The organism is Coprobacter secundus subsp. similis, from assembly GCF_015097275.1.
Taxonomy (GTDB): Bacteria; Bacteroidota; Bacteroidia; order Bacteroidales; family Coprobacteraceae; genus Coprobacter; species Coprobacter secundus.
Genome location: NZ_AP023322.1, coordinates 3,008,254 through 3,023,618, shown reverse-complemented (window position 1 = coordinate 3,023,618; position 15,365 = coordinate 3,008,254). Strand labels below are relative to the sequence as shown.

Genomic DNA, 15,365 nt, shown 5'->3' with positions numbered 1-15,365 from the left:
TGTCAAAAACTTTATGTTCGACAACTCATATAAAAACCATCTTCATATCTTTTTCCCCAATTTATTCAAAAAAAACAATATTTCCTTTGGATAATTCAAAAGATTCACTACTTTTGCACCGTCTTTACGCCCAGATGGCGGAATTGGTAGACGCGCTGGTCTCAAACACCAGTGGAGTAACATCCATGCCGGTTCGATCCCGGCTCTGGGTACTAATAAATCCTGATAATTGACTGATTATCAGGGTTTTTCCTTTCTGTAAGGCGTACTAAATGTGTACTGAGCGACAAAAACAAGAATAGAGTGTACTTTTGTGGTTTTCATCCTTTCATCTTTATGATTTCTTAACTCTTATGCATTCTTTTCTGTTTTATTCTTGCTGATGTTTTCTCGGAAAATGCGATTTCCACCTTATATTTGTATCTGAGAACAAATTTATATAAGGTACAGTTATGGAAAATCATATAGAAACCAATTTCAGAGAGATACAGAAGATATTAGATAGTTGCGTATCGCATGGCTATAAAACTAAGGTTGATGCACTATTTTTAAAGCGTGAATATCTGACACAGGCTCAGCTAAAGGATTATTTGCGACAGGAAATTTTCCGTGTTACCGAAAATATAGTAGCCATTCAGCAAAAATACCGTGTCGTGCGTGACATTGTACAGGATATGGATGTTCCCGATTTTTTGTGGGAAAGCGGTTATTTTGAGGACTTGAACTCTAATGAGAGGAAAAAGTACATCGCTTTCCGCTGTTCTGATTTTGATATGGACGCATATTTGCATGAACCGTCTTGCTATGATGAAAGACTTCCCTATTTTTCCATCATTGTTAGCCTTGTGGTACTTTCCAAGTATTTGTACTTTCTGCAAGAACAGGAAAGCAAATACTATACAGATTCTATTGCCCCCCAAGAACAAGCCTTGCCAAAAGAAAAAGATGAAAGTGTAGAAACCACTCCAGCCAAGATTGTGGGTAAAAGCAATCCCTTCAAATCCACTTTGAAAGCCAATGAAATCAAACTTCTGACTGAATGTGTGAACGAAGCGAATATGTTTACTACTACTGTCAGCACCAAAATACTTACCGATTTTTTTAATTGTAAGTTGGACGGTGTATTGAAAGTTAATAATACCCGTCTGTTGGCTTACCTAATGATGCAACTCAGCTGTTATAACTACATCGTTTATGAGTGGCAGTCAGTTATAGCAAACAACAAGTTGATATTGAAGAAGATAAAAGGAGAACCGCTTACACGTACTGACTTGTCGAGTGCGACAGACCAGGCGAAGAACATCTATCCGAAAGGATATGAAATCATAGACAAATACATCAAACAACTGCAAAAAGGTTGAGCATAGATTGAACGCTCAAACAAAGGTCAATTAGACTTCATTTTCAACCTCTTAACTTTGCCCCCGTTAACACAAAAGACGAGGGTGCGCACCTTCATATTGTTTCACCTAAATTCCCAAACGATATGGAAAAAGACTTGGAGTTAAGAGTTTCCGAACTCGAAAAGATGTTGTTCCTTTCAAAGAACGTGCTTAGCTTCGATGAAGCGAGCAGGTTCTTGAACCTTTCTAAAAGTTACCTGTACAAGCTGACTTCGGGTAACTTGATACCCCATTACAAGCCGCAGGGCAAAATGCTTTATTTTGAAAAAACTGAACTGGAAGCATGGTTGCGTCAGAACCCGGTGAAGACGCAGGCGCAGATAGAGCAGGAAGCGCAGAAGTATATCCTTAACCGTCCTCTAAAGAAATAATGGCTATGGAAAACAAGAAGAAAGAGGAAATCGGACAAGGCACAGCCATGACGAAAGAAGATTTTGCAGCCCTTTGGAAAACCATTCGTCTAAAGGTGACGGACACTTATGAAGTACCGCCCGAAATTCTTTGGGTGAACGGTTCTACTATCGGCACATTGGGCAATTTCAGCGCATCCACAGGCAAAGCCAAGAGCAAAAAGACATTCAACATTTCCGCCATTGTTGCGGCTGCATTGAAGAATGACGAGGTTCTAAAGTATTCGGCATATCTGCCACCGAACAAGCGCAAAATTCTCTATGTTGATACCGAGCAGAGCAAGTACCATTGCCATAAGGTCATGGAGCGCATTTTGCGCCTTGCCGGACTGCCGACCGATAAGGATGTGGATGATTTTGTTTTCATTGTGTTAAGGGAGCAGACCCCCGACAAACGTAAGCAGATAATTGGCTATATGTTGGAGAATATGCCCGATGTGGGGTTGCTCATCATTGACGGAATCCGTGATTTGATGTACGACATCAACAGTCCGAGCGAATCGACCGACCTAATCAACCTTTTGATGCGCTGGTCAAGTGGGTATAACCTGCATATTCACACCGTACTGCATTTGAACAAGGGGGATGATAACACAAGAGGACATATTGGTACAGAGCTGAACAACAAAGCTGAAACCGTCCTGCAAATCACGAAAAGCACGCAGGACGGCAATATAAGCGAAGTAAAGGCGATGCATATACGTGACCGTGAGTTTGACCCGTTCGCATTTCGCATCAATGACAACGCTTTGCCCGAAGTCATGGACGGTTATGTATTCCAACAACCCAAGCAAGACAGGAACTTTCCGCTTACAGAGCTGACGGAACAGCAGCACCGGGAAGCATTGGAGAACGGTTTCGGCAAGCAGGTTGTACAAGGCTATTTCAATGTGATAGCGGCATTGAAACAAGGTTACGCAAGTATAGGTTACGAGCGTGGACGCAATGTCCTTGTGTCGCTTAACAAGTTCCTTGTGAACAAGCGCATGATTGTGAAAGAGGGTAAGGGCTATCGCTACAATCCCGATTTTCATTATTAAAAGTCGGTTTGGTTTAGTCCGGGTGTATATATAAGCGGAACGGACTGTCTGTTTCCCGGTATCGACAGCAGGCAGGTTTAGTATGGTACGGGTATATATGACGGACTAAACAGGACTGGCGCACTTTTCAACGATTTTTTAATCCCCAAAAAGAAAATATTATGAACATCGAAGATGTGAAACAAATATCCATTGCAGATTATCTGCATAGTTTAGGTTATTCGCCCGTCAAGCGGCAGGGTAACGGTTTATGGTACAAATCACCGTTAAGAGAGGAACACGAAGCGTCCTTTAAGGTGAATACAGACCGCAATCTTTGGTATGATTTTGGCGCAGGGAAAGGCGGCAACATCATCGCCCTGGCAAAGGAACTTTACTTTTCCGACAGTCTGCCCTACCTTTTAAAGAGGATAGAAGAGCAGACCCCGAATGTTCGCCCAGTCAGTTTTTCTTTTCCCCAGTGTAGGACAGAACCAAGTTTCCAACATTTGGAAGTCCGGGACTTAACTCATCCGGCATTGCTCCGTTATTTGCAGGGACGGGGTATCAATATTGAGCTGGCAAAAAGAGAATGTAAGGAACTCCATTTTACCAATAACGGCAGACCGTTCTTTGCTATCGGTTTCCCGAATATGGCAGGAGGTTATGAGGTTCGCAATTCCTTTTTCAAAGGGTGTATCGCTCCGAAAGACATTACCCATATACGGCAGCAGGGAGAGCCGAGAGAGAAATGTTTGGTATTTGAGGGCTTTATGGATTATCTTTCTTTCCTCACGCTCCGGATGAAGAACTGTCCGACCATGCCCGACCTTGACAGGCAGGACTATGTTATTCTTAACTCGACTGTCAATGTGCCAAAAGCCATTGACGTGCTATACCCGTATGAACGTATCCACTGTATGCTTGACAATGACGAGACGGGATATAAGGCGACACGGGCTATCGAATTGGAATACTCCTACCATGTGCGTGACTTCTCGCACAATTACAGGGGGTATTCGGACTTGAACGATTACTTGTGCGGCAGGAAGCAGGAACAGAAAAACGCAACCAGCCAAGTGCAGGAAATAAAGCAGAAAACCGGACAACGTGCCGCCCCAAGACAAAAGAAGGGCAGGGGCATTTAATCCGGCAGGATTGCCAGCGGCTGGCGGTTTCATAGGGAGAGCAAGGTTATGTTTCGGTAGACCGAAACCACCTTGCTTTGCTCACCGCAAAGGAAACCGCTCCCGTTGGTCGCAATTTCTAAGATACCATCAAAAAGTAAAAAGACATGAAAAGGATACAGGATAAGCCGGGCGGTCGTCCGGCAAAGAAACGGACGGAAAAGCAGAAAAAGGTAGTCAGTACGAAGCTGACCGAGTTGCAGTATTACGCCATCAGGAAGCGAGCCGGGGAAGCCGGGGTGCGCATCAGTGAATATGTCCGGCAAGCAGTTATTTCGGCAGAGGTCATACCCCGGCTGAACAGGCAGGATGCAGATGCTATCCGCAAGCTGGTAGGGGAAGCCAACAACATCAACCAGCTGGCGCATAGGGCAAATGCCGGAGGTTTCGCATTGGTGGCGGTGGAATTGGTGAAACTCAAAGATAGGATTGTTGAAATCATAAACCATTTGTCGGATGATTGGAAAAATAAAAAAAGGAAGCGGTTTTAAGGGCTGTGTGAACTATGTGCTTGGTAAGGAGCAGGCGGTTTTGCTTCATGCGGATGGGGTTCTGACCGAGAGCCGGAGCGATATAATCCGCAGTTTCTGTATGCAGACCGGGATGAATCCCGACTTGAAAAAGCCGGTTGGACATATTGCACTAAGCTATTCGGCAGTGGACGCACCCAAATTGACAGACGAGAAGGTGGTACAGCTTGCACAGGAGTATATGCGTGAAATGAAAATCACCGATACGCAGTACATCATCGTGCGCCATCAAGACCGGGAGCATCCACACGTGCATATCGTGTTCAACCGTATAGACAACAACGGCAAGACTATTTCGGACAGGAACGATATGTACCGTAACGAACAGGTATGCAAGAAGCTGAAAGCCAAACATGGGCTTTATTTCGCCAAGGGGAAAGAGCAGGTGAAACAGCACCGATTGAAAGAGCCGGACAAGTCGAAATACGAGATTTACACGGCTGTGAAAAATGAAATCGGCAAATCCCGCAACTGGCAGCAGTTGCAGCACAGGTTAGCGGAAAAGGGTATCACTATCCAGTTCAAACGAAAGGGACAGACCGATGAAATACAGGGCATATCCTTTTCCAAAGGAGAATACACGTTCAAAGGCTCGGAGATAGACCGCAGTTTCAGTTTTTCCAAACTGGATAGATATTTCGGAGATACAGGTTTGAATGTTGCCGAAAGTCAACGGCAAACAGCTTTCGCACCCATTCGGGAACAAATACCCACACGGAGTAACGCAGAAAGTCCGTTTATAAGCGGTTCGCTCGGTCTGTTTTTTGCATCACCGTCCCCGGTGGATGAAGAGCCGAACTTGAATTTGAGAAAGAAGAAGAAAAAGAAAAAACGACTTAAATTGTAAAGACATGGAAGACAACTTGATTTTAGAGGGGCTTCTCTCTATGGTAACAGAACTGAAAGAGAAGTTGGAAGCGCAGGTAACGCCAGCTAGCCGGGAGGAAACTCTCGAACGGTTTGGAGCGATTGAACAGGCATTGTCGAGGCTGCATAGTAATCCGGCTGTTCCTGTGGAGAAGTTGCAGACTATCCAAAGTCAACTTGACGATGTACGGAACAGGATGCAAGGTCAGCAGCAGCACATCGAGGACACCAAGAGAATATCATTGGAAATCTATCGTAATTTTAAAATAATGGTTGATACCTTGAATTCCTACAAGACGGATAAAGAGGAAGTTGCCCCCTTGCCGTTCTATCAACGGATTTACAACAAGGTTACTTCTTGGATTCGTCCGGGATTGTTTATTTTTTCGGCAGTGCTGGTTCTCTGTTCCGCTTCCATATGGTTAAATATCCGTTTGGCTACACGGATGCAGCAGTTACAGGACAATGATATGAAATACCGTTTTTTGCTGATGCAGGGTTGGGCAAACGGAGAAGTCCTTGATATACTGGAAACCAAATTCAACTGGCAGAGGGATAATGATTTCATTCAAATTCTGACCGATTCTGTGATAGATTTTGAATATCGCAGCAAGAAACAGGCGGAAGCATTGGAACGTGCAAGGCTGTTGAACGAGCAAGCCGAACAGCTAAAGAAAGAAGCCGATAAGTTGGGTAAACCATAAACGAAGTAAAGCTGGAGTGATGAAATGAAAACTTTCTTACTCCAGCTATTTCGTTTTTGATATGTAATTTTGTGCTTAGCTTACTAATCAACAATTTCAAAACGCACCAGCATGGAATAGTCCTTTTTAATGGTACGGAAATTGTCGAATGAGGCAACATTCGATGATAGGACATTGCTTTGCGCTATCGGAAAAGCATTACCGCTATCTTTTTCCACAATGCGTATGACATTGCCTAATCTTTTACCCAAGGCTTCAACCAAATAAGTAGCTTTTCGCTGTGCAGCTTTTAGTGCTTCTATCTTTCCTTTTTGGTGATATGCCAACATATCTTTATTTTCCAATTCACCGATGCGCATCGTATTAATGCCTTTCGTATCTATGTGCTTGATTATTTCATCTATCTGTTTGAAATCAGTCAGTGTAATATCAAATTGCTTGGATATTAAAAAATCCTGTCCTTGCTTTCGCCAATAATCGCCAATCTCTTGTGTACGGATTACATCTTGCGTAATACCTACTTCGGAAAGTTTCTTTCGCAATCCTTGTTCTATTTGTGACAATGGCACTTTGGTGTGATACTCTTCGGGCTTAGACTTTCCATCAAATTCTTCCTCGAAGTATTCACGAATTTCAATGATGTAGTGAATTTTGTTCGGCATGATTTCTATTTCCGATGTACCTGTCACTTCAATGTAGTGTTCATTAACTTCTTGCGCTTGCGCAGTTAGAACCATAAAGAAGACAATAGCGGATAAAAATAGTTTTGTTTTCATGATGGTTAGGTATTTATTTGTTTTTAATCAGTTAAACGCCTGTTTTTCTTATCTATATAAAACCAAGTTTCGCTTTCCCAATAATGTTTTTCTCCGTCTGATTCAGGAACTACCTTTCGTTCACCTTTTAAAGTTGCTTTGGCTTTTCCTCCTTTAAATGGGTAGGCAAACTTAAATTGAGGTTCAATTATTACATTACCCAATGAATCGGCAAAACCTACCAATCCATCCTCGTCCATTATACGGAAAAGCCCTTCTTGTATGTAGTCGGGACCATTATCATATTTGAATACATAGAAAAGTTCTTTGCCCGCATCATTGATGCAGATTATTCGAGCGTCCTTTGGCTTGTTCTCATAAACAAAACCTATTTTTTTGATAGTATCTGTTTGACAGTATCTGTACTTGCCGTATGGCACAATGGTATCGCCCCGTTCATTCAGATAACAGACCGGAACACCCACCTCCAAATAAGGCTCTGTGGTATGGGCAGTCAGTGTGGCGTCATATCGCATCAGAATTGGAGTGTCACAAGAACTGTAGCCGATTATCAAAACATCAGTATGAGGGTTGATAGGAGTTGTCGGTCTATCCAATTTAAATTGAAAAACAAGAGTGTCCTTTGGGGCTGGTAAAGTTATAGAAATACCCGTTACAGCATTGAATGCATTTAGTGCAGCTCTTTTGAATTTTCGGTTGTTACACGAAATAACTTGGGGGTTGGTAATATATCCGTTACCATCTAATTTATATGTAACATAGACCATCCCTTCTCGATTCTTTTTCTGTAATTTAGGTGGATACTTACATGATTTGCTTAGAGTTTTGATAAGCCAATTATAGTTATTAACTTCATTTTTTGTTGGACTATCATTCTTGAATAAAACAGGTACAGTCCAAACAGAGTTCCGATATTCACCTTTACCATGAAAATTGATGGTAGGAGTCCACCGTGGCATACCTTTTATGATTTGCAATACTTGGTTGTCCCATTCTTGTATGCCACAACCTCGTAAGGTCTCTACCTTTATTATTTCTCCGTAAGAATCAATGCGTATCGTATAAATCCCTTTGATTTCTTTTTTACCGTTTAATAGATTGGAATCGTATGTTAGGCGTTCATTAATGTAGTTGGTAATTGCATACGGATTTGCTTTTTCAAAATAAGACACAGCTTCCCATTCCACAAAACTTTGTTTCAATTCTTCTTCCCTAACGCTGTCCGCCTTTACCCTATCCCTATAATGTTGGGGCAGGAAAGGGACATATACCGTATAAAGACACTCCATTCGTTTGCCGTTTTTGTTCCTGCAAGGCAGGCAGTGTGGAAGCTCTTTGGTCAGTCTGATGACCTCTTTGTCAAAATCTTCATGGATGGTCGTCAAAATGGTATTCCAGCGTGGTAGCCCTAATGTGTCAAGAGCAAACATCACTACGGAATAACCTGCCACATTCTTTTTTAGCAACTCTTCTGGGTATTTCATTTGGGAAACATAGTATTTTGTCAAATCGTAATCCCATACCGCCCATCGGGGAGGTTCTATCGTGGATAAATCTTTAATTGGTTCTCCGGTTATTTTAGCAACACCTTTATTCCAAATATCCTCTTTACGCCAAATACTATCCAAGCGTTCTTCGTTCTGCCTTTGTCCTTGAACACTGTTATCTGTTGTACATCTGACAGGTGTAACTCCGATTGTCAAACTTTCCGGCAGATATTGGAGAACCAACGTACTATCTGTCAGTTCTTGAATAATGTAATTCTTTTGAAAAGATTTTATTGTATCTCCATGCAAAGAGTAAGAATCGCATATTTCAGTTTGTTTTTCATCATATAGAAAGGTCTGTTTCCATCCAGCGCTGCGGAATTCCATTTCCATAGCATAGTGTTTGTCTTTGGGAAGTTGCAATTTCCATATTTTATTCTCTAATAAAGCAGACATATCTGCCGAATTCTTGTCTTGGGCTAAAAGTGGGCTGACAAGATTGAGAGAAAATATAAATAATATGGATAGAAAATATTTCATTCAACCAATTATATAAACAACATCCAAATATAATGTAAATGAGTAATAGAATAGCGTATTAAATAATTTATTTCTTCCTGTATTTGAATAAATTAACTTTTAATACTCAAGTAAAAATCAGTACATTTACAAGTTTAGTTCATACCTTTGTTTATATATCCAAAACGGACTAAACCTATTTTTTGTCGGCAGATTATATGTTGCTGGCGAAAAGAAAAACAGTATTCTTCTTTTCGCCAGTATTACTTTTTATGATAGGTTAGTAATTTGAGGAAGCAATGAACTCCTTTATTTCTTCCTCGCTTGGAAGTTCTATCATGTACTTCTGTACGAAGATATTCGGGTCTAATCCGGCAGTGGCATACTTAACCAATGTATCTCCCTTTTCTGTGCAAAGCAGAATACCGATAGGCGGATTATCATCCGGCTGCATCACTTCCGCCTTGAAATAGTTCAGATACATATTCAGTTGCGAAGCATACTCATGGCGGAACTTGTCTATCTTCAATTCCACAATAACATGGCACTTCAAGATGCGGTGATAGAACACAAGGTCGGCAAAGAAATAGTCCTCATCAATCAAGATACGCTTTTGCCGAGCTTCAAAACAGAATCCATGCCCCATTTCCAGCAGGAAGTGTTGTAGGTTGTCAAGAATGGATTGCTCCAAGTCGTTTTCTGTTACTAAGGCTCGTTCATTCAATCCTAAGAACTCTAAAGTAACAGGGGTGTTGATAACATCTTTAGGTTGTAATAGGGTTGCTTGTTGCTGGACTAAAGCGGAGAGGGCTTCTTTGTTCTTGGATAGTCCGCTACGTTCATAGTATAAAGACGCTATTTGCCGTTCCAGTTCTCTTGCAGACCAACAGCCACGTATTGCTTCCATTTCATAGAAAGCACGCTTTGTCGGATTTTCGATTTTGGAGATGAACTTTAAGTGAGAATAAGGTAATTTATTGAACAACCTTTCAGCAGGAATACTCCACTTATTATATTGTATTTCTGATGTTTGTAATTCGGCACACACTGAGTGCCGAATTGGTTCCGTGAATTCGGCGGACAGCGTGTGCCGAATTTCATTTCCTGCCATGATGTAGTGTAATACTTGTTCTTTCAGTTGTGGATAAACAAGGTACAGCCGCCTAAATTCACGGAATCTACGTTCATTCAGACCTTTTGTTTTCAGCCGTTGTTCCAGCTTTTTCAACAGTTGTTCACCGTATGCGGCACGGTCTTCTCCGTTCTGCTCAAACTCTACGATATAGCACCCCATAAGCCAGTTACGGGAAGTAAGTGCAAGGTTTACAGCGTGTGCGGCTTGTGCCTGCAACGTGTTCTGTATCGTACAGATATGTTTTACTAATGCTTCAAAGTCCATAGTTACAAAGATAAGTCTTTTGTGGTTAAAACTTTAGTTCGGGTAGGCTGTTTATTGCTTCCTCTTTCAATTTATCCACGGCACGGGTGTATTTCTCGGTATGCTTCAATCCGCTATGTCCTAAAAGACTGGCTACCGTCTTGATATTTGCCCCATTGTTCAGAATGTTCACGGCAAACGAATGGCGGGCGCAATGCCAGCTTATATGCTTGTCTATTCCGGCTCTCTTTACCCAACGTTTTACTGATTTGCAGCAGCTTTCGTATGTAGGCAAATCGAATATCAAACAGTTCTTATCTGCCGGAGCTTCGCCAATAATGGATAATAGACCGTCATTCAAGGGGATAACCACACCGCTACTGGCTGAATGTCCCTTGGTCTTGCTTTGCTCGAATTTCAATAATCGGTTGGCATAATCCACATTTTTATAAGTAAGGTCTTTTACATCACAGAAGCGCAGACCGCAATACAGACAAAAGATAAACGCTCGTCTGATTGTGGGGTTTTCGTTGTCATAATGACAAGCTATCAGCTTTTGTATTTCTTCGGGAGAAAGCACATCTTTTCGAAGCATTTGGCTATCCACTTTACAGGTAACACTTTTACATGGGTCTTTCAACATTACATCATGGTCAATCGCATATCGAATAACTTTCTTGAAACGCTGGTAAATGCTTTTAGCACCTTCACCCACACTTCGGGATTGCAAATAGGCTACAAACTTCTCCATCATTTCTTTGGTGATAAGTTCCGGTTTGATACTAAACTCATTCATGGGGTATTGCTCTTTTAAGAAGTCCTTAAAACGGCTAAGCGCAATTTGCACCATGCGAATATCTTTCTTGGTATAGCTATTGATATAGGCTTGAAAGTAGTCCAAGAAATTAACAGCCCTGTCTTTCTTTAAGCGGTAACCCAACATGCTTTCTTTAAACTCCTGTTCACGCTCTGCACGTATGCGCATGGCGAGTTCCAAAGTTTCCTTGTTCTGTTGCCGTTCCGCAGGAGTACGGGGTTTGTCTATCAGATACAGGCTAAGGTTTTCTTTTCGCCTGTTATGCTTTACTGCAAACTTGGGCTTGCCTTGCATTTTCCCACTATCGTAATACACCTGATTACCGTTTTCATCCAATACGGGCTTTTCCTCTCTACCTAAATAATACTCTAAGTAAAGGCTTATTCTACCGTCCGAGAGCTTATTTTGCTCCAACTTGGGGTTCTCTTTCGTTTTATTTTCTAACTTTGCCATTGTTTAGAGGTTTTATCCCGATTTAGGTACCGTAACCGGGTAATTACACTAAATAGTTGATTTTCTTTTGTTTTCCGATATTGCAAAGGTACAAAAGAAAATGAGATTTCAAAGTGTACTAAAAGTGTACTGAATAACAGAAAATGGGCAAAATAGGGCAAAAATGGAGAAAATAGGAAATATGCAAATAACTGATAATAAGGAAAATAAATTCTTTTGTTTTCCTATTATTTCTATGGCTTGTACCGGCTCTGTAATAAATAATACATCTGGGAAACTATACCCGTATATACTAACAGCCCATCATTGTCTTGTAGCATCAAAAGAAACAGCAACAAATGAAGAATTAGAGCAATTTTTATTTTATTTTAACTATGAAAAAATACGATGTGGAGAAAAACACCAAACCAAGCCCAAAACTATAACTGGTTGCCGACTACTTGCGGCATCTATATTATCAGGAGGAGTAGATGAAGCTTTACTCGAATTGAGTAAAGACATTCCTGACAGTTTAAATGTTTACTATAACGGTTGGGATCGTTCCCCTGCCCCGGCACAATCAGGTGTATGTATACACCATCCACAAGGCGATGTAAAAAAAATATCTACTTTCACGAATCCAGCAAACTCAGACACATGGAGAACAAAAGAGAATGTTGCTTTAGAAAACGGACATTGGAATGTGCAATTCAGTGAAACAGTTAATGGGCATGGAGTTACAGAAAAAGGTTCTTCAGGTTCTCCTCTATTCAATCAAAACGGATTAATTGTAGGAACATTGACAGGTGGTACGTCTTCATGTACAAACCCTAATGGAAGGAATCTATTCGGTAAACTTCATTATTTTTGGGATATGTGCGGAAAAGAAGACAATGAGCGGCTAGACGTATGGCTCGATCCCAATAAAACAGGAGTCTCCCAACTCCAAGGTAGATATGCAACAGAGCCTAAACCTATACCCACAGGATTGAGTGCATCATGGGATGCAACAGAGGAAACCATATTTTTACAATGGAGTAAACCCGAAAGCGAAGAGATACCAATAAAATACATTATTCTCCGTAACGGTTATCCCATAGGAAATACTACAAATCTTTTTTTCTCGGAAAAGAAATTACCTATAGGCAAATACTTATATTCGATAATCGGAGTATATCCTGATGGAAAATCATCAGAAGCCTCAGCCCCAGCATCAGTCTCTGTATATAATTACCCAATACCAACTCCCCCTAAAATAGAGCGAAGCGGGAATAAAGAGCTTTCATTATCTTGGGAGAATCCTTTAAGTGAACAACAAATATTCTGGGGAACGATGAAACCGACCGTCTTTTGCAGGACAGTAGAATATAAACCTTTTTATTTCGGACAATGTTGGGACGAAAAAGAGATAAATTCTATCGACAATTTTATAATACATTCTATTTCTTTCTTCCCTGCACAAGGAGCAAAATATTCTTTGTTGATAAAACAAGGGACAAATAGCTATACTCAAAAAATCGAAAGTTTTCAACTAAACACACTAAATGAAATCATATTAAATTCCCCATTTATTATAAGCAAAGACAATGGGCGACTTATTATTGCCATTAAAGCCGAATCATATTTAACCGAACATGGACCAGCTTGCTGCGATAATGGACCAGCTGTAAATGGAAAAGGGAACTTACTTTCTTTAGACGGAGAAAACTGGACTGCAATTTATGATAATGATCCTAAAAGCGACTTTAACTTTCTGGTAGCGGCCAACATTTCATCATCTTTAGCTTCTGAAAATAATTTCCAAACTCCTACCGTCTTTAATTATCAGAAAAAAAACTCTTCAGGGAAAATTAAAACTATAATTACAGAAAAAATAGCATTAAAAAAACAATCTGAAGACTTGGCAATATATTCTTCTATTCCTGTAGGTATCCCCCCAACAACATGGAACGTATATCGTAACGGGCAATTAGTTAATACTAACCCTATACATTCACTTTCTTTTACAGACTCAGAACTTCAACCCGGAGGGTATAGTTACAAAATAGAAGCTCTTTATGAAAACCAGACAATCATTAAAGAAAGCCCTGAAATATTTTTTCATCTAAGCGAAAAAAATTGGGATGCCGATATCTCATCCCTCCAAGTCAGTTATATGGAAGAATCTTGGTCTCCAGAAGATTTATCCAAGACAGAATGGTCTCACGGACTTCCCTGCCATATCGAAAATGCAATAATAAGTATAGAAACTTCTTCAGGAGCGACATCCGAAATCAACGGTGAAGTAGGTACAAATTATCATTTCACATTCGGTAAAAATAGTGGGAAATATCCTATATCCATAAAAATCACGTCTGAAGACAAAAGCCATACGAAAAATTATACACTTAACCTTTTAAAATTGTCAGAGTATTCTATAATACAACGATGGGATAATATACTTTCGTTGGTTACAAATCCTAAAAACAATGGAGGTCTCAACTTCGTCAGTTACCAATGGTTTTGTAATAATGACATTATACCAGATGAGACACAACCATATATTTCTATAATCCCTAATAAATTAGAAAATGCTTATCATATTGAAGTTGTTACAACCGAAGGAATAACACTTAGAAGTTGTGAGTCCAACGTATTGCCCGTAATTCCGAACATAGCAGTTACCCCTACTCTTATTAAACAAGGAGATATTCTAAAAATTCATATCGATCAAGAAGAAGACCTATCCCAATGTCGTATTTCTATTATCAATACATTAGGAGCCATTGTAAAAGATTTTACTCCGACTATATCTGACACAAATCTCTTATTCTCATGGAATGCAGGTAACTATATTGTTCGAATCATAACTCCTTCCAATAAAATACATGAGATCAAAATCATTTGTACCCCATGAAAAAATATATTATCATCATATTACTTTTCCTCACTTTTTTACCTATATATAGTGAAAGGCCAACAGGTGAAATATCAATATGGGGAGCAGGAGGTTTATCGACCCTCCATTACAAATCTTCTGTCGGTACAATAAAGCCTTATGCTGGTTGGGATATGGGCATCTCCTACACAACTTTTTTCAATAAGAATTGGGGATACGGCTTAGGACTAGAATTATCACAATACAAAGGAGCAATCAAGTTAGGTAATTATTCGGACTCATATAAAACAATATCCAATTCGATTTTTGGAGGTAGTGATACCAACAATGAATTTGACTTTTCTGTAAATTACAGACAACTTAGGGAAACACAGGAAGCCACTTATCTCAATATTCCTATCTTTTTACAATACCGAAATAATAAAGCCCAAGGGTTCTATTTTAATATAGGAGCTAAAATTGGATTTCCGATAAAAACTCGTCGTACAACATTTGCTAAAGAATTAATTACATCCGGATATTTTGCATATGAAGACATATACTACACCAATTTACCGGAACATGGATTTTACTCTTTAAATGACTATAAATATACAACTTCCATTGATATGAATCTTAACTTGATGGCTTTTGTCGAAACTGGCGTCTATTACCATCTATCACCTAGCATCAATCTTTATACAGGAGTATATGCCGGATATGGTTTTAGCAACTTATACCCTCATGACAAAAAAAAATTACTTTTGTATCAACAAGACGGACATAACATTCAAAACGGAATATGGGATACATACATGAATATCGAAAACGAAACAAAAGCAATAGTATCATCTCGTATTTCGCCAATCACAGTAGGTCTTAAAATAAGATTGGCATTCAATTTAAACAATAAAAAACAATAAGAGACGACAACAGAGACAAACAAGTAAAATTGTAATTTACAATATTTTGGCATAAC

The 15,365-nt window shown here is 40.0% G+C and carries 13 protein-coding genes and 1 tRNA gene; 10 read left to right on the top strand and 4 right to left on the bottom strand.

All coding sequences use genetic code 11. From position 1 onward, the window contains the following. The first annotated feature begins 128 nt into the window (after positions 1-128). The 8 genes from Cop2CBH44_RS12020 (at position 129) to Cop2CBH44_RS11985 (ending at position 6,120) form a co-directional block, all read left to right on the top strand. Positions 129-212, top strand: a tRNA-Leu gene (locus Cop2CBH44_RS12020). A 240-nt stretch (positions 213-452) separates the two neighbouring features. Beyond that, complete coding sequence (locus Cop2CBH44_RS12015; RefSeq protein WP_016660813.1) at positions 453-1,361, top strand: hypothetical protein; 909 nt, start codon at positions 453-455, stop codon at positions 1,359-1,361. Between the two features lie 125 nt (positions 1,362-1,486). Continuing rightward, positions 1,487-1,774, top strand: coding sequence for a helix-turn-helix domain-containing protein (locus Cop2CBH44_RS12010; RefSeq protein ID WP_016660812.1), 288 nt, complete (start codon positions 1,487-1,489; stop codon positions 1,772-1,774). A 5-nt stretch (positions 1,775-1,779) separates the two neighbouring features. After that, positions 1,780-2,853, top strand: a complete 1,074-nt coding sequence (locus Cop2CBH44_RS12005; protein ID WP_138345675.1) for an AAA family ATPase — start codon at positions 1,780-1,782, stop codon at positions 2,851-2,853. A gap of 161 nt (positions 2,854-3,014) precedes the next feature. Next, entirely contained in the window at positions 3,015-3,980 is a 966-nt protein-coding gene (locus Cop2CBH44_RS12000) for a DUF8464 domain-containing protein (RefSeq protein ID WP_016660810.1), read from the top strand. Between the two features lie 146 nt (positions 3,981-4,126). Then, on the top strand, positions 4,127-4,510 hold the full coding sequence (locus tag Cop2CBH44_RS11995; protein WP_005633161.1) for a MobC family plasmid mobilization relaxosome protein: 384 nt from the start codon (positions 4,127-4,129) through the stop codon (positions 4,508-4,510). Then, a complete protein-coding gene (locus tag Cop2CBH44_RS11990) occupies positions 4,476-5,396 on the top strand; it encodes a relaxase/mobilization nuclease domain-containing protein (protein WP_005633158.1) in 921 nt (306 codons plus the stop codon). The genes Cop2CBH44_RS11995 and Cop2CBH44_RS11990 overlap by 35 nt, the downstream gene beginning before the upstream one ends. Positions 5,397-5,400: 4 nt before the next feature. Continuing rightward, positions 5,401-6,120 carry a hypothetical protein gene (locus Cop2CBH44_RS11985; RefSeq protein ID WP_009123682.1) on the top strand — a complete coding sequence of 240 codons (720 nt, stop codon included), beginning with the start codon at positions 5,401-5,403 and terminating at the stop codon, positions 6,118-6,120. An 83-nt stretch (positions 6,121-6,203) separates the two neighbouring features. Here the strand turns inward: Cop2CBH44_RS11985 and Cop2CBH44_RS11980 are convergent, their stop codons facing one another. The 4 genes from Cop2CBH44_RS11980 to Cop2CBH44_RS11965 all read right to left on the bottom strand — a co-directional run bounded on the left by Cop2CBH44_RS11980 (position 6,204) and on the right by Cop2CBH44_RS11965 (position 11,550). Continuing rightward, on the bottom strand, positions 6,204-6,896 hold the full coding sequence (locus tag Cop2CBH44_RS11980) for an SIMPL domain-containing protein (RefSeq protein WP_016660809.1): 693 nt from the start codon (positions 6,894-6,896) through the stop codon (positions 6,204-6,206). Positions 6,897-6,919: 23 nt separating this feature from the next. Then, positions 6,920-8,923: an energy transducer TonB gene (locus Cop2CBH44_RS11975; protein WP_138345672.1), complete on the bottom strand. Its 2,004-nt coding sequence runs from the start codon at positions 8,921-8,923 to the stop codon at positions 6,920-6,922. Between the two features lie 259 nt (positions 8,924-9,182). Continuing rightward, entirely contained in the window at positions 9,183-10,301 is a 1,119-nt protein-coding gene (locus tag Cop2CBH44_RS11970; RefSeq protein WP_009123685.1) for a PDDEXK nuclease domain-containing protein, read from the bottom strand. A gap of 25 nt (positions 10,302-10,326) precedes the next feature. Continuing rightward, positions 10,327-11,550 carry a site-specific integrase gene (locus Cop2CBH44_RS11965; RefSeq protein ID WP_009123686.1) on the bottom strand — a complete coding sequence of 408 codons (1,224 nt, stop codon included), beginning with the start codon at positions 11,548-11,550 and terminating at the stop codon, positions 10,327-10,329. A 163-nt stretch (positions 11,551-11,713) separates the two neighbouring features. Here Cop2CBH44_RS11965 and Cop2CBH44_RS11960 point away from each other — a divergent pair, with 163 nt between their 5' ends. Next, complete coding sequence (locus Cop2CBH44_RS11960) at positions 11,714-14,425, top strand: T9SS type A sorting domain-containing protein (RefSeq protein ID WP_200754899.1); 2,712 nt, start codon at positions 11,714-11,716, stop codon at positions 14,423-14,425. After that, positions 14,422-15,309, top strand: a complete 888-nt coding sequence (locus Cop2CBH44_RS11955) for an outer membrane beta-barrel protein (RefSeq protein ID WP_200754898.1) — start codon at positions 14,422-14,424, stop codon at positions 15,307-15,309. The genes Cop2CBH44_RS11960 and Cop2CBH44_RS11955 overlap by 4 nt, the downstream gene beginning before the upstream one ends. Positions 15,310-15,365: the final 56 nt, after the last annotated feature.

Bases quoted from the DNA above. Each gene is read 5' to 3' on its own strand.
- Cop2CBH44_RS12015 (WP_016660813.1), top strand. From the start codon at position 453: ATGGAAAATCATATAGAAACCAATTTCAGAGAGATACAGAAGATATTA.
- Cop2CBH44_RS12010 (WP_016660812.1), top strand. From the start codon at position 1,487: ATGGAAAAAGACTTGGAGTTAAGAGTTTCCGAACTCGAAAAGATGTTG.
- Cop2CBH44_RS12005 (WP_138345675.1), top strand. From the start codon at position 1,780: ATGGAAAACAAGAAGAAAGAGGAAATCGGACAAGGCACAGCCATGACG.
- Cop2CBH44_RS12000 (WP_016660810.1), top strand. From the start codon at position 3,015: ATGAACATCGAAGATGTGAAACAAATATCCATTGCAGATTATCTGCAT.
- Cop2CBH44_RS11995 (WP_005633161.1), top strand. From the start codon at position 4,127: ATGAAAAGGATACAGGATAAGCCGGGCGGTCGTCCGGCAAAGAAACGG.
- Cop2CBH44_RS11990 (WP_005633158.1), top strand. From the start codon at position 4,476: ATGATTGGAAAAATAAAAAAAGGAAGCGGTTTTAAGGGCTGTGTGAAC.
- Cop2CBH44_RS11985 (WP_009123682.1), top strand. From the start codon at position 5,401: ATGGAAGACAACTTGATTTTAGAGGGGCTTCTCTCTATGGTAACAGAA.
- Cop2CBH44_RS11980 (WP_016660809.1), bottom strand. From the start codon at position 6,896: ATGAAAACAAAACTATTTTTATCCGCTATTGTCTTCTTTATGGTTCTA.
- Cop2CBH44_RS11975 (WP_138345672.1), bottom strand. From the start codon at position 8,923: ATGAAATATTTTCTATCCATATTATTTATATTTTCTCTCAATCTTGTC.
- Cop2CBH44_RS11970 (WP_009123685.1), bottom strand. From the start codon at position 10,301: ATGGACTTTGAAGCATTAGTAAAACATATCTGTACGATACAGAACACG.
- Cop2CBH44_RS11965 (WP_009123686.1), bottom strand. From the start codon at position 11,550: ATGGCAAAGTTAGAAAATAAAACGAAAGAGAACCCCAAGTTGGAGCAA.
- Cop2CBH44_RS11960 (WP_200754899.1), top strand. From the start codon at position 11,714: ATGGAGAAAATAGGAAATATGCAAATAACTGATAATAAGGAAAATAAA.
- Cop2CBH44_RS11955 (WP_200754898.1), top strand. From the start codon at position 14,422: ATGAAAAAATATATTATCATCATATTACTTTTCCTCACTTTTTTACCT.